The sequence below is a fragment of the Mycobacterium sp. genome (assembly GCF_044223235.1).
GTDB lineage: Bacteria > Actinomycetota > Actinomycetes > Mycobacteriales > Mycobacteriaceae > Mycobacterium.
On sequence record NZ_JBGAME010000021.1, the window covers coordinates 57,399 to 71,703 of the forward strand.

Below are 14,305 nucleotides of genomic sequence, written 5' to 3' on the forward strand. Positions count from 1 at the left end.
CGTGATCAGAAGGAAGCTAAGGAGAACGTCGCATGTCTGAGACCACCGGAGTATCGAACGACGTCCGGGTCGCCATTGTCGGGGTGGGCAACTGCGCCTCCTCTCTGGTGCAAGGTGTGCAGTACTACAAGGACGCCGACGCGACCGCGACCGTGCCCGGCCTGATGCACGTGAAGCTCGGTCGCTACCACGTCCGCGACGTCAAGTTCGTCGCCGCCTTCGACGTAGACGCCAAGAAGGTGGGCTTCGACCTGTCCGAGGCGATCTTCGCGTCGGAGAACAACACCATCAAGATCGCCGACGTGCCCCCGACCGACGTGGTGGTGCAGCGCGGCCCGACGCTGGACGGCATCGGCAAGTACTACGCCGACACCATCGAGATCTCCGATAGCGACCCCGTCGACGTCGTCAAGGCGCTCAAGGACGCCAAGGTCGACGTGCTGGTGTCCTACCTGCCGGTGGGCTCCGAAGAGGCCGACAAGTTCTATGCCCAGTGCGCCATCGACGCGGGTGTGGCCTTCGTCAACGCGCTGCCGGTGTTCATCGCCTCGGATCCGGTGTGGGCCAAGAAGTTCGAGGACGCCGGTGTGCCGATCGTGGGCGACGACATCAAGAGCCAGGTCGGCGCGACCATCACCCACCGCGTGATGGCCAAGCTGTTCGAGGACCGCGGCGTCACGCTGGACCGCACCTACCAGCTCAATGTCGGCGGCAACATGGACTTCCTGAACATGCTGGAGCGCTCGCGGCTGGAGTCCAAGAAGGTCTCCAAGACCCAGGCCGTCACCTCCAACCTCACGGGTTCGCTGGCCGGCAAGGTCGAGGACAAGAACGTCCACATCGGCCCGTCGGATCACGTTGCGTGGCTCGACGACCGCAAGTGGGCCTATGTGCGCCTGGAGGGCCGCGCCTTCGGTGACGTGCCGCTGAACCTGGAGTACAAGCTCGAGGTGTGGGACTCCCCCAACTCCGCAGGCGTGATCATCGACGCGGTGCGCGCGGCCAAGATCGCCAAGGACCGCGGCATCGGCGGCCCGATCATCCCGGCCTCGGCCTATCTGATGAAGAGCCCGCCCAAGCAGATCGCCGACGACATCGCCCGCGTCGAGCTCGAGAAGTTCATCGAAGGCTGACACACAGCGTTGAGTCTGCGGGGAGATCGCGTATCCGGGAGCCGGATCGCGATCTCCCCGCAGTCGCAACAGTGCGGGATCGTTGCCGGCTGTTAACCAGCTGCTCGACAACTGCTTGCCAACGTGCCGTAGGTTTCCGCGAGTCCCGGTCGCCAGCCCCGACCGGATCCGCTTCCGGAAGGACCCGCGCACATGGCCCTCGTGCCGCTGAATCTTTTTGTCGCCCATGACGGTAAGTCCAAACGTCAGCATGTGACGTGCCGCTACAAGTGCGGCGACGCCTGCGCGCACCCGGCTCCCAACACGAGCGACAACGAGTACTTCGGCGATATCGCGCGCGCCGTGTCACGGCGGACCGCGCTGCGGGCCGGGGCCGTCACCGTGTTGGCGGTCGGCGCGGGCAGCGCGCTGGCGGCGTGCTCGAACAGCGAGGAGCCCGCCGCGGCACCGACGTCGTCCGAGCTGCCAGCTGAGCCGCCTGCCGGCATGAACTTCGCGGCCGTCGCACCCAATTCCGAAGACGCCGTGGTGATTCCGGACGGCTACCGGCAGTCCGTGGTGATCAGCTGGGGCGATCCGGTGCTGCCCGGCGCGCCGGCATTCGACGTGAACGCGCAGAGCGCCGCGGCGCAGCGCCAGCAGTTCGGGTTCAACAACGACTTCGCGGGACTGCTGCCGATCGACGGATCACCCAACCATTTCCTGCTGGTCGTCAACCATGAGTACACCACCGAACAGTTCATGCACCCCGGCTACAACCCGGACGCGCCGACGAAAGACCAGTTCGACATCGGCGTTGCCGCACACGGGCTGACCGTCGTCGAGGTCGAGCGGACCCCCGACGGACTCACGCCGGTGATGAGCCGCTACAACCGGCGCATCACCGCCGACAGCCCGTTCACGCTGGTCGGTCCCGCCGCGGGCACCGACTTCGTCAAGACCGCAGCCGACCCCACCGGCACCACCGTCGCCGGGACCATCAACAATTGCAGCGGTGGCGTAACACCCTGGGGCACAGTTCTTTCCGGCGAGGAGAACTTCAACGGCTACTTCGGCGCGGCAGAGGGCGCCCAGGCAGCCAACCCGGTGGAGGCCGACCGCTTCGATCGCTACGGCATCGAACTGGAGCCCAGTGAGCGTCGGTGGGAGACGTTCGATCCCCGCTTCGACCTGACCCAGACCCCCAACGAGGTCAACCGCTTCGGCTACGTCGTCGAGCTCAACCCGTGGGACCCCGCGTCGACTCCGGTCAAACACAGCGCGATGGGCCGGTTCAAACACGAAGCCGCCAACATCTACGTCACCGGGGACGGCACCGTGGTGGCCTACAGCGGCGACGATCAGCGGTTCGACTACATGTACAAGTTCGTGTCGGACAAGAAGATTGAGCCCGGTACCGGGGCGACGGGGAAGGGATTCAGCCCGGCGGCGATGGCCCACAACATGACGATCCTCGACGAGGGCACGCTCTACGTCGCCAAGCTGTCCAGTGATATCCCGGGGAGTGAGATCGACGGCTCCGGCAAGCTGCCCGCCCAGGGTGCGTTCAATGGCACCGGCACCTGGATACCGCTGCTGCGCTCGGGCCCCAACGGCCGGGCCGAGTCGCTGGTCGACGGCTTCACCCCTCAGGAGGTCGCGATATTCACCCGCTTCGCCGCCGACAAGGCAGGCGCGACGAAGATGGACCGCCCCGAGGATTTCGAGGCGAATCCGACGACCGGCAAGGTGTACGTCGCGCTGACCAACAACGACGACCGCGGCGCCGACGGCGAACCGGGTCCGGACGCGGCCAACCCACGCAACGACAACAAGAGCGGCCAGATCCTGGAGATCACCGACGATCACGCCGGCACCGGCTTCACCTGGGACCTGCTGCTGGTGTGCGGTGACCCCGCCGCCGCGGACACCTACTACGGCGGGTTCGACAAATCCAAGGTCAGCCCGATCTCCTGCCCCGACAACGTCGCCTTCGACAGCCACGGCAACCTGTGGATCTCCACCGACGGCAACGCGCTGGACTCCAACGACGGCCTGTTCGCCGTGGCCCTGGACGGGCCGAACCGGGGTGAGACCCGCCAGTTCCTCACCGTGCCGATCGGCGCCGAAACCTGCGGACCGATCGTCACCGACGACCTCGTGACAGTGTGCGTACAGCATCCCGGCGAGCACGACGACAACAGCATCGACGACCCCCTGTCGCGCTGGCCGGAAGGCGGCAACGGCACCGCACGCCCGTCGGTGGTGGCGGTCTGGCGGCCCGACGGACAGATCGGCGTGTAGCCGAGACGCCTACGGTGGAGTGGTGACCTTTCCGATCCGCGTCGGCGTGCAGCTGCAGCCGCAACATTCCCCGCAGTACAGCCTCATTCGCGACGCCGTGCGTCGCTGTGAAGACATCGGCGTCGATGTCGCGTTCAACTGGGACCACTTCTTTCCGCTGTACGGGGATCCCGACGGGGCGCATTTCGAATGCTGGACGATGCTGGGCGCGTGGGCCGAGCAGACCTCCCGCATCGAGATCGGCGCGCTCGTCTCCTGCAACTCGTATCGCAATCCCGAACTGCTCGCCGACATGGCGCGCACCGTCGACCACATCTCCGGCGGCAGGCTGATCCTGGGCATCGGCTCGGGCTGGTTCCGGCGCGACTACGACGAGTACGGCTACGAATTCGGCACCGCGGGCGGCCGGCTGGACGATCTGGCAACCGCGCTGCCGCGGATCAAATCCCGGCTGGCCAAACTCAACCCGGCTCCGACACGGGAGATCCCGATCCTGATGGGCGGCGGCGGTGAGAAGAAGACGCTGCGGATGGTCGCCGAGTACGGCGACGCGTGGCACTACTTCGTCGACCGCAGCACCTACCCGCACAAGGCGGAGGTGCTCGCCGGGCATTGCGCCGCCGTCGGCCGCGACCCGGCCACCATCGAACACTCGGCGGGTATCGAGGGCGCCGAGACCCTCGACGAGCTGCTGGCCGAGGCCGACGCGCTGACCGACCTCGGGGTGACGCTGCTGACCGTCGGGGTCAACGGACCGGACTACGACCTGACGCGGGCTGAGGCGCTGTGCCGCTGGCGTGATCGCCGAACGGCGGGCTGACCGGTCCCGTCCGGGGAGCGAAAATCCTGGTCAGACAACCCCAACACGCCATAATGTCAGGGCCAGACACGTTAGACTGGCGAACTATGGTTGAGACCGAACCGCAGGTCACCGAGCTCGCCGGGGAGCTGCACCGGGCACTCTCCAAGGTCTTTTCCGTACTCCGCCGAGGCGACACCAACCGTGGGACGGCGGGCGAGCTCACCCTGGCGCAGCTTTCGATCCTGCTGACCCTGCTGGACAAGGGTCCGATCCGGATGACCGAACTGGCGGCCTTGGAGCGGGTCCGCACCCCCACCACCACCGTGGCGATCCGCCGGCTCGAGAAGCTCGGCCTGGTCAAACGCACCCGCGATCCGTCCGACCTGCGGGCGGTGCTCGTCGACATCACCCCGCGAGGGCTGGCCCAGCATCGTGAGTCGCTGGCCAACCGGCGATCGGCGCTGGCGAGCATGCTGTCCAAGCTCAGCGAAGAGGATCTGCAAACCCTGACCAATGTGATCGCGCCGCTTGAGCGGCTCGCCGGACAGGCCGACGACTAGCTGCATACCCGGGCCGTACTGGTGCGGGCGCGCTGTCACGCCGATTTGCTGCATCAGCGCCACCCCATGCCGGTAATCTGCTTGCCTGCGAGTTCGCGCGTCATGTGTTGGAGACGCGGGACACAGTCGGACGGGACTTCTGAGGGGACGCTTCTTCAAGGGGCTGCATGACTACCGCGTCAGTGTTCATCAGCCACAGCGTCAAGGACGCCGAGAAGGCGCCTCCACCCGATGCGGGCGAGGACCAGCGTGCCCGATGGCGGCGACTCTGTGTCGCGCGGAAGTTGCGGGATGCGATCAAGCTGGCTCTGGAGGACCTCGGGACCGAGCCGTGGCTCGATCAGCGCGACATCGAGCCGGGCATGCTATGGCGCGATGCCATTCACCACGGGCTTCTCCGATGCCATGGAGCCGTGCTTTTGCTGACGCCGGAATCGCTTCAATCGAGGTGGGTGCTCAAGGAGGCAACGGTACTGACATGGATACAGGCATTGGGCTTCCCGATCGTCATCGTGCCGGTATTGATGGGTGTCGATTTGTCGGACCTTGAGGAACACGGGTTCGGTCCGCTGAGTCTCGAGGCGATTCAGTCCGAAGCGGTCAGTGTCGACATCCTCGACGGATCCGACGACGGGATCGACGATACGGCGCGGCTGGTGGCGTCCCGTTTCAATCGGGTGGTGACAAGTCTCGGTGACACCGGGTTGGATATCTGGGCGCGAAAGGTGACGTCATGCTGGCGTGGGATAGAGCTCCCGGACCTCCGCAGGATGATGGAAGCCCTCGGAATGGCCGACCGCGAGGTCTCGGACGCACGGCTGGAACAGGTTTTGGGCAATCCGGGTCAAGGTGTCGCGCGGGAGCTGCTGCTGAACGAATGGCGAACGACGCTGCGGGCGCTGGAACAGCTCGCCGGCTTCGACATCGACTGGCGCCGCATGAGGCAGCATGTTCAGCCGCTCTGGGTGCCCGCGGCCGCCGCCAAGATTCTTCCACTGATCACGGCAAAACCGCCGGGGCAGCGGACGATTCTCGTCGCAGGTACCGAACCGGCAACCGGACGCGACGTCGTCCTCCGCGCGTATTGCGGCCAGCTATCCAGCAATCGTCTGGTTGCACCCGACGATGCGGGCGATGACCCCGAGGTTGTCATCGATCACCTGGAACAGGAGATCATCGAACGAGGCGCCACCGAACCGGGCGACGTTACCGTCGGACGGCCGTTCTTCGTCGTGGTGGGATACGGCGCGGCGACGCCCGAGATCGTTGACCGGCTGCGTACGCGATTCGGTGAGGTCACCTACGTGGTGATGGCGGGCCGGGGCCGAGACGCATTGCTGCAGTTGAACCCTGCGCCATATGTGCTTCGACCGGACCTCGGCGCCGAATGCGAGCAGGAAGCCAGGATCTTCGCCAAGAACCTGATCGAACTGGATGCGTGAGGTGCAATGTCCGCAACTGCCAACGGCTACCGGTCGCTCATCGGCGAACTGACCGACGACTACGCCGCGTGGAGCGCATCCGCCGAGAGAGGCGAAGTGGCCGACCGGCGAGACGGCGCGGTGTACGACGTCGCGCCGGACCTGCTGCTGGCGGTCAACGTTGCGCTGGCCACCGGACGACCGCTGCTGTTGCGGGGGGAGCCCGGGAGTGGCAAGTCGTCGTTCGCGGCTTACCTGGCACGAAATCTCAACTGGCGTTATTACGAACACGTGGTCAGCTCGACCACTGTCGCGATGGACCTCTTATGGCGCTTCGACGCGGTGCGTCGTCTTTCGGACGCTCAGGCGCAGCGGCCCATCATCGACGCGTCCTACGTCGAACCCGGTCCGTTGTGGTGGATGCTGGATCCGGAATCCGCTGCGGGACGCGGTGCCGATGGCTCCGGCGTTTCGCCTGCCGTCGAGCCACTGGCGGAAACGAACGCCTCGCGCAGGCGGGGCCACGCGGTGTTGCTCATCGACGAACTGGACAAAGCGGATCCAGATGTACCCAACGCATTGCTCGTTCCGTTGAGCGCGTGGACCTTCACCGTCGCCGAAACGGGTACACCCGTCGATGGGCGACGCTTCGAAGATCGTCTGCGCGCTCGGGGTGACGGCGTTGCCGGGATCGGCGCGGCGGGCAGGATGCTCGTGATCGTCACCACCAACGAGGAGCGCCAGCTACCGCCGGCCTTCGTGCGCCGGTGCGTTGTGCACACACTGCGGCCGCCGGACTCCACCACCTTGGCGCGCATCGCCGAACTGCATTTCTACGGGCCCGGCGATCACGCTGTAAGTCCAACCGACACCGCGCTATTCGCGGCTGTGGCCGATAAGTTGGCGCAGGTCCGCAAGCATCTCGCCGGCGGCGAGCGGGCGCCGGGAACCGCCGAGTACCTCGACGCGGTGCGGGCCTGCCGTGAGCTCGGCATCACTTCCGAGGAGTCCGACGAGAACTGGCTTCGGCTGGTGCGGGCGACGATGGAGAAACCGGCGTCGGCATGACAACACCTGCCGGTGGTGTCTGGCTGGCCGACGCGGCGGTAGCGCTGAGCAGGTTGGAGGTGTCCGGCGAGTCGACGACCGCCGCGGTGTTCGGGATGCTTGGAATGTCCTTGGCGCCGCGGCCAAGCGCATCGCGCGCAGACCTCACGCCACCGAGAAGCGGCGTTGACGAAACCCCGCACTTGGAGCCTCCTCCACTCGCGAGGACTGCAGTAGCGAATGTGACCGATACTCCGGTGGTTCCGCTCGGCGCAGTGTGCGAGATACCTCCCGATCCTCCCGACTCCGATACGCCCAATCCGTGGGCCCACGTGCGCCCGCTGACCCGGTCGAGGACCGAGGCTGGACCGATGCCGCTGACCTCTCTGTTCCAGTTGCCGTCAGCCCGCCCGATCCTGTCCGCCGCACTATCCACGACCCGCCCTGGACGACGTGTCGATTGGCCGCGCGCGCTCGCCGTGCTGGCGCGCGGCCATCTTCTGCGCGAGGTTCCGTTCGTGCCGGTCCCCACCCTGCGATCGGGTGTCCAGATTCTGGTCGATCGAGGACGGGCGCTGGAGCCGTTCCGTCGCGATTGTCACGATCTGATCGACACGGTGCGTTCGGTGGTGGGCCGATCCGCCGTCTCGGAGCGCCACTACGTCGACACACCGGAGGGCTATCAGCCCCCGGATCGCGGGACCCCGGTGCTCGCCCTCACCGACTTCGGCCGTTCCGGCCACGGTGACGCCGACGCCGTCGCATGGAACCGGATTGCGGCGGCCCTGTCCCACCGCGGCTCGACCCTCGTCATGCTGACGCCGCACCGGGCGCGCCCCCCTGAGCTCGCCCCCACAGTGGCCATGGTGCAGTGGGACAGCAGGACCAGCGTCCGCACCGTCCTGGAAGCGCGGGCAGGCCGGCGGCTGCCCACTGCACTCGGGATCGCCGCGAAATCTGTAGTACTGCAGACACGCGGTGCCGACGGCTTGGTTGCGACCCTGGCCGCCCGCGACCCGGAGCTGGTGCGTCTGGCCGAGTTGCTCGCCCCGGCGGTCACTGTGTCGCCGGAACTGCTGCGACGAATGCGTATTCGACTGGCACCGGGACTGGACGTGTGGGCGGAATCCGAATTGTGGTTCAGCCCATTGGTGCGGGCAGCCGGACGCAACGGTTTCTCCTTCAGCGTGGCGGTCGTCGGCGAGCTGCTCACGCGGCTGCGACACAGGTGGGAGGATCCCGCACAACGTGAAGTCGTCGAGAAGGCGCGCATCCTGATGACGGAGCTGCACGCCGGACTGTCGCCTCCGCTTCGGCTCGAAGAGACGGTGGCGTGGAGCACCGTCACCGGCGAGGGTGCGCATATCGAAAACGCGCTCGCTTCCGCCGTCGTCGCGCTAGTCACCGGCTCGGACCTCAGTTTCTGGGCCCGACAGGCCGCGCCGCGGCTGCCGGACGACGCTCTCCGTTCGACGAGCGGATGGTTGCTGTCCCAACTGGGTGGTCGGGAGGATCCAGGCGTGGGAACAGACATGCTCGCGCTGCCGATCGACGCCGTGATGCGGTCGCTGCCGACGGTGCCGCTGCTGGTCCGCCACAGCGGCACCGCCGTAGAGATGGGATCTGTGCGCGCATCGGACGCCGTGCTGATTCGCGTGCCGCAGACCAATCCCCCGCTGCTCGAGGTCGGCTGGCCCGGCGGTGTCGCACGGGTTTCGGTACCCGCAGGCGAGCGCATCGACGTCGACGTCGGTGCCGGGCCCGTCAGCCTGCGCGATGCGGCCGGTCGCAAATACCGTGCCGACTCCCGGAGTGGCGGGGATCCAGCTGAAAGTTGCGTGTGGATACCCGATCTCGGCCAAACAGGCTTCTTCGTCGGGCCGGATCTGGTGGTTACTGCGGCGAAGGGCATCAGCAGCTTCGTTCTCCATGGCGGGGAGCGCATACCCGTCAGCGCAGTGGTGCACACGGCCGAGGTGTTGGTACTGCGCCTGGCCCGCCCGAGGCTGCATGCTCCGGTGCTGAACGTCGGGCCCGACGATGCGCCGCTGGTCCCTCACGACAGGTGGCGCGGCGCTCTGGCGCGATCGTCGGGACCTCCCCAACAGCTTGGCGGCGGCTTCGAAAACACCTCTGACACCACCCGATTCACCGTCTGGCTCGATCGCAGGGAGGACACCGACGAGTTGACTGGCTGTCCCGTTGTCGTTGATCGGCGGCTCGTCGGCATGATCCTGGGCTACCAATCCTCCTACGCCGTCGGCTTGTCGGTCTTGGCCGCGGCGCTCGGTCAGGTTCCGGCCCGTCCGCACGCGCTGATCATCGGTGAGCCGCCCGGTGAGCTTGGCGATCTCATCGGCGGCACATTGTGGATCTGTGAATTCGACGGCGACGGCCGACTGCGATTGTCCCGGCGTATCCGCTACGTCGCTGGGCGGCCCGACGGACCGCCGTCGGGAGATGTGGACCACCTACCTGCCGTGGACATCACGGATCTCATCCCTGACCGGAATGCGCTGTCCCGCGGACAACTCATCGCCCTCGCCGGGGACACCGTGGACCGCCTGGAGGAGGTGATCGGCCGCGCGCACGCCGGCGCCGCTGAACCGCGAAGCGAACATCCCTTGCTGGCCAGTGCCGGCAATGACGGGACGGTGCGGGTGTGGGATGCGCGGGCCGGAGGGCCGACCGCATCGCCACTGACCGGCCACACCGGGCCGGTGAACAGCGTGGCATTCAGTCCGGACGGCACCCACCTGGCCTCCGGCGGGCAGGACGGCCAGGTGCGCATGTGGGATGCGTTCGGCGGACAGCTCACGGGACGGCCGCTGACGGGCCACACCGGCGGGGTGTGGGACGTGGCATTCAGCCCCGACGGCGCCCGCATCGCCTCCTGCGGCGACGACCAAACGGTGCGGATATGGGACGCCGACACCGGACAGCCGATCGGAGCGCCGCTGGTCGGCCACACGGGGCCGGTGAGCGGTGTGGCGTTCGCCCCGGACGGCGTCCTCATCGCTTCCGGAGCCGACGACCAAACCGTGCGGATATGGGACGCCGACACCGGAATCCCGGTGGGTACCCCGCTGACCGGCCACACCGCAATGGTGACCAGCGTGGCGTTCACTCCTGACGGCGCGCAGCTCGCATCCGGCAGCAACGACGGCACGGTACGGGTGTGGAACGTCAGCACAGGACAGCCGGTGGGAAGACCACTGACCGGCCACACCGGCGGAGTCTGGGACGTGGCAGTCACCCCCGACGGCACCCGCATCGCCTCCGCCGGCAGCGACGGCACGGTACGGCTGTGGAACGTCAGCACAGGACAGCCGGTGGGAACACCACTGACCGGCCACACCGACGAGGTGTTGAGTGTCGCGTTCAGCCCGGCGTCGGCGCCTGTCCGCGAAACGACCCGGAGCCGCGCCCCGGCAGATGCCGACGCGGCCGCTCACCTCGCCGACCTCCTGCAGTCGATCGCCCTGGATTTCCACGTCGGCCTGCCGGGCTTGCGCGACGCAGTCGACCGGTCATATCTGGAACGCATAGTCGACGATGCGCTCGGCACGGAAGTGTTCGAGCTCGTCCGCAAGTACTCCGAGTGGGGCTTCGCCGAATGCGCCGGCGCGGTCATCGATCTCCCGGTTCGTCAAGACCCGCCCGACAACTGGAAGCGCGCGGCAGTCGGCCTGGGGTTGCCGACGGACGTCACCTATGTGGCGGCGCTGCGAGCCGGGTTGCGCGCGGTCGCCGACACTCTGGTGTCGGGCACACGAACCATCCGGTATGCGGCATTCCCACCGGACAACGACGTCGCGCTTCAAAGTTTGGGCATGTCCGTGGACCGGCTGACCCCTCACCAGGCAACGCTGGAAAGTACTGCGCCAGTGTTCCGCAAGACGATCGACTGGCTGTTTGACGTGCTCGAGCGCTCGGATGCCGCCGCGCTCGGCACTGTCGGCGCGGTCACCCAGCCGGACACGCTCGTCGGCTCCGAACTGAGCGGGGCCGCCGCGCTCGCCGGGGAGTTGGTGTCGGCGATTCTCTGGCCCACCGGGCCGCGTCCGCGACTCGCTCCGACTCATCTGCTGGCGTGGCGCGAGTTCCGCGACCAGCTCACCGCCGCAGGCACGCCCGGGTTCTCCGACCGCCTCGACATCTTCGAGTTCCTCGACCACTGGCAGCGCCTGATCGCGGACGGGCTTGACACCGTCGCCCGCACCGTGGCTTGCGATTATGAGATGCGCTACGGGGTCCTACCGTCGACCGCGCAGTGGGTGTCCGGTAGTCCGTTCCAGATTCGGGCCCGCGAGTCCGATTACGGCGTCCTGCTGCGGATGCCCTTCGCGCACCTGGCCGGGTTGTTTTCCTGGGCGGCGCCGCAACTGGTGGCGAGCCTGCGTGCAGCGGCGAACCGCCGAGCGGCGGCGGAGGGATCGCGGGCCGGGCGAGTGATCGCCTTCAGCGGGCCGGTGGACCACTCCGAACCCCGCGCGGTGGACATCGATGAACTACGCAGGAGGATCGACCAACACCTGCACCGGCGGGCCGTCGGCCGTGGCGACGAACTCATCATTGCCGACGTCGGCGACCTGCCCGCGGCCGACGTGGCGCTGCAGCGAGGGGCCACCGTGCGGATCCTGCTCGACACGGTTCCGGATCCGACGGCCGACGACTGGCTCGCACCGGGTCGGGTCGCAGCCATCCTCGATCAGGCCGCGGTCAGCGTCGCGTCGCAGATATGGCCGTCCGAGTCACCGCGCTCCCTTGCGGGCAGAGGCGATCGGTGGATGCTGACCGTCGCCGAAGCAATCGGCGGATCAGCTGCGGCCGTCCTGGTCGTCACCGATCCCCGCACCAACCAACCGGCACGCCGCAGCACAGAGGTGATCATGCGGGCGCAGGAACGCGGGATTCGCGAGATTGACGTGTGGCCGGATTCGGCCGGGAGTGCGTCGAGATGAGCCGGCCCGGACGGACTCAGCCCAGCCAGTCGAGCACCGCGGCGGCGGTCCACGACTGCTGCATGCTGCCCAGCGGCTCGCCGGTGAACGGCTCGTAATACTCGGCGAACGTGCCGTCGCTGGCCTGGCGCAGACCCTCCCTGCGCAACACCGCGGCCCGCTCGGCCCAGCCGCGCCGCGCGAAACACCACGAGAACAGCCATGTCATCACCGGCCACACCGGACCCCGCCAGTACTCGCGGGACCGGAAGTCGCGCGACACCGGCGACGTCGACGGGATCACCGCGTACTTCAGATCTGGGTGCCCGCAGAACCGGGGGCCTTCCAGCAGCCGAAGCAGGGCGCGTTCCTTCTTGTGCGAAAGCCCGCCGCACAGCAGCGGCGCGAACTGGGCGATGGTCTCGGTGGCCACCCACTTTTCCGCGCGCGCGTCGTAATCCTTTGCCGCACCGGTGCGTTCGTCGGTCGTCTCGATGACCCCGGCACGGAACCGGTCGGCCCACGCGTACAGGTCGCGCACGTCGGAATTGGGGCGCTTGTAGTCCTCGCCGATCTCGGCGAGCACCGTGCACGCCACCGACAGGATCGCCGAGACAAAGACGTCCTCGACGGAGAAACTCATCACCTTGGGCAGCAGGTCGTCGTCGTAGCGCGCCGACTTCATCTCCTCGAGCAGCCACAGGTACCGGTCGTACTCGAGGTCCGACGGCCGCTGGGTGGCGTCGGTGTTGATCTTGTTGTCCTCGCGTTGGTACTCGGGCACGTTGCCGGGAATCACGTTGGCGTACGCGCTGTCCCAGCGCGGCGAGTTGTCCATCCCGGACTCCCAGCCGTGGTACAGCGTGACCCGCCCGCGCTCCTTGGGATCGCGCGCTTCGGCCAGCCAGCGGTGCCAGTGCACCAGATCCGTCCACCGTCGGTCCAGGAACGACTCGGCGACGGCGCGGGTGGACCGGCCGCGGTAGCGCGCGTTGTCGAGGATGCGCTGCACCGCGATCGCATGCACCGGCGGCTGCGTGATCCCGGAGGTGTGCCGCGTCCGCGGGGCGTTGGCGGCCAGCGCCGAGCACGCCCACCGGGCCGGGCCGGGGAAGTACCCGTCGACGCCGTTGGCGAACACGATGTGCGGGATCATGCCGTTGCCCCACTGCGCGGACAACAGCGTGTCGAGTTCGACCACCGCGCGCTCCACGCTCAGCGGAGCCAGCCCGATGGAGACGAAGGCGGCGTCCCAGCTCCACATGTGCGGATACAGCAGGGGCGCCGCGGTGGTCATGACTCCGAGGTCGTTACCGCGCAGCAGATAGGCCGCGCGGGCGGCGAGTTGCGTTGGCGCAAAGCTGGGATCTGGTGGCATCGCATCAATGATGCGACGCGATCGCACAACGTGCAGATCGGTAGGGTCTGTGGGATGCCGACCGCGATGATCACCGGCGCCGCCGGCGGCCTCGGCGGGGCCATCGCGGCCGCGCTCGCACCGACCCACACCCTGCTGCTGGCGGGTCGGCAATCAGAGGGACTCGACGCGCTCGCCGCGGAGTTCGGGGCCACCACCTGGCCGATGGACCTCTCCGACCTCGACGAGGTCCACGCTGCGGTCGAGCCGATCGATGCCCTGGACGTACTGATCCACAACGCGGGCGTCATGTTCCCCGCCGAGTTCGCCGACTCAACGGTCGAGGAGTGGCGCACCAGCTTCGACGTCAACGTCGTCGGCATGGTGGCGCTCACACAGGCGCTGCTGCCGGTGCTACGCAACTCCCGGGCGCACGTGGTGGTGGTCAACTCCGGATCGGGGTTGCGGGTGCACTCGGGGATGGCCTCCTACTCGGCCAGCAAGTTCGCCGCCCGGGCGTTCGCCGACTCGCTGCGCCTGGAGGAACCCCTGCTCAGGGTCACCTCGGTGCATCCGGGCCGGGTGGACACCCCGATGCAGAAGCGGCTGATCGCATTCGAGGGCCGCGACTACCGGCCCTCGGATTTCCTACGGCCTGCCGCGGTGGCCGAGGTCATCGCGGGGGTCGTCAATGCACCGCCCGACGCCCACATCCACGAGATCGTCGTCCGCCCGAGCTGAGGCGATTTCGGCGCGCCT

9 protein-coding genes are annotated in these 14,305 nt (G+C 67.7%); 8 read left to right on the plus strand and 1 reads right to left on the minus strand.

Annotation, left to right across the window (positions count from 1 at the left end):
* Window positions 1–32 precede the first annotated feature (32 nt).
* The 7 genes from ADBZ6K_RS20710 to ADBZ6K_RS20740 all read left to right on the plus strand — a co-directional run bounded on the left by ADBZ6K_RS20710 (window position 33) and on the right by ADBZ6K_RS20740 (window position 12,210).
* Entirely contained in the window at window positions 33–1,133 is a 1,101-nt protein-coding gene (locus ADBZ6K_RS20710; RefSeq protein ID WP_526350161.1) for an inositol-3-phosphate synthase, read from the plus strand.
* A 192-nt stretch (window positions 1,134–1,325) separates the two neighbouring features.
* Window positions 1,326–3,416 (plus strand): PhoX family protein, encoded by a 2,091-nt coding sequence (locus tag ADBZ6K_RS20715; RefSeq protein ID WP_526350163.1) that lies wholly within the window; start codon window positions 1,326–1,328, stop codon window positions 3,414–3,416.
* A 22-nt stretch (window positions 3,417–3,438) separates the two neighbouring features.
* On the plus strand, window positions 3,439–4,236 hold the full coding sequence (locus tag ADBZ6K_RS20720; RefSeq protein ID WP_526350165.1) for an LLM class F420-dependent oxidoreductase: 798 nt from the start codon (window positions 3,439–3,441) through the stop codon (window positions 4,234–4,236).
* Between the two features lie 86 nt (window positions 4,237–4,322).
* Window positions 4,323–4,778, plus strand: a complete 456-nt coding sequence (locus ADBZ6K_RS20725; RefSeq protein WP_526350167.1) for a MarR family winged helix-turn-helix transcriptional regulator — start codon at window positions 4,323–4,325, stop codon at window positions 4,776–4,778.
* Between the two features lie 167 nt (window positions 4,779–4,945).
* Window positions 4,946–6,220, plus strand: coding sequence for a TIR domain-containing protein (locus tag ADBZ6K_RS20730; protein ID WP_526350169.1), 1,275 nt, complete (start codon window positions 4,946–4,948; stop codon window positions 6,218–6,220).
* Window positions 6,221–6,226: 6 nt separating this feature from the next.
* Window positions 6,227–7,267 (plus strand): AAA family ATPase, encoded by a 1,041-nt coding sequence (locus tag ADBZ6K_RS20735; RefSeq protein WP_526350171.1) that lies wholly within the window; start codon window positions 6,227–6,229, stop codon window positions 7,265–7,267.
* 350 nt (window positions 7,268–7,617) lie between these two features.
* Window positions 7,618–12,210 (plus strand): WD40 repeat domain-containing protein, encoded by a 4,593-nt coding sequence (locus tag ADBZ6K_RS20740; RefSeq protein ID WP_526350173.1) that lies wholly within the window; start codon window positions 7,618–7,620, stop codon window positions 12,208–12,210.
* 16 nt (window positions 12,211–12,226) lie between these two features.
* Here ADBZ6K_RS20740 and ggh read toward each other — a convergent pair whose 3' ends face one another.
* A complete protein-coding gene (ggh, locus tag ADBZ6K_RS20745; RefSeq protein WP_526350175.1) occupies window positions 12,227–13,567 on the minus strand; it encodes a glucosylglycerate hydrolase in 1,341 nt (446 codons plus the stop codon).
* A 54-nt stretch (window positions 13,568–13,621) separates the two neighbouring features.
* Here ggh and ADBZ6K_RS20750 point away from each other — a divergent pair, with 54 nt between their 5' ends.
* Window positions 13,622–14,287 carry an SDR family oxidoreductase gene (locus ADBZ6K_RS20750; RefSeq protein WP_526350177.1) on the plus strand — a complete coding sequence of 222 codons (666 nt, stop codon included), beginning with the start codon at window positions 13,622–13,624 and terminating at the stop codon, window positions 14,285–14,287.
* The last annotated feature ends 18 nt before the right edge of the window (window positions 14,288–14,305 follow it).

Excerpts from the sequence above, each read along its gene's own strand:
- ADBZ6K_RS20710 (WP_526350161.1), top strand. The coding sequence starts at position 33 with ATGTCTGAGACCACCGGAGTATCGAACGACGTCCGGGTCGCCATTGTC.
- ADBZ6K_RS20715 (WP_526350163.1), top strand. The coding sequence starts at position 1,326 with ATGGCCCTCGTGCCGCTGAATCTTTTTGTCGCCCATGACGGTAAGTCC.
- ADBZ6K_RS20725 (WP_526350167.1), top strand. The coding sequence starts at position 4,323 with ATGGTTGAGACCGAACCGCAGGTCACCGAGCTCGCCGGGGAGCTGCAC.
- ADBZ6K_RS20730 (WP_526350169.1), top strand. The coding sequence starts at position 4,946 with ATGACTACCGCGTCAGTGTTCATCAGCCACAGCGTCAAGGACGCCGAG.
- ADBZ6K_RS20735 (WP_526350171.1), top strand. The coding sequence starts at position 6,227 with ATGTCCGCAACTGCCAACGGCTACCGGTCGCTCATCGGCGAACTGACC.
- ADBZ6K_RS20740 (WP_526350173.1), top strand. The coding sequence starts at position 7,618 with ATGCCGCTGACCTCTCTGTTCCAGTTGCCGTCAGCCCGCCCGATCCTG.
- ggh (WP_526350175.1), bottom strand. The coding sequence starts at position 13,567 with ATGCCACCAGATCCCAGCTTTGCGCCAACGCAACTCGCCGCCCGCGCG.
- ADBZ6K_RS20750 (WP_526350177.1), top strand. The coding sequence starts at position 13,622 with ATGCCGACCGCGATGATCACCGGCGCCGCCGGCGGCCTCGGCGGGGCC.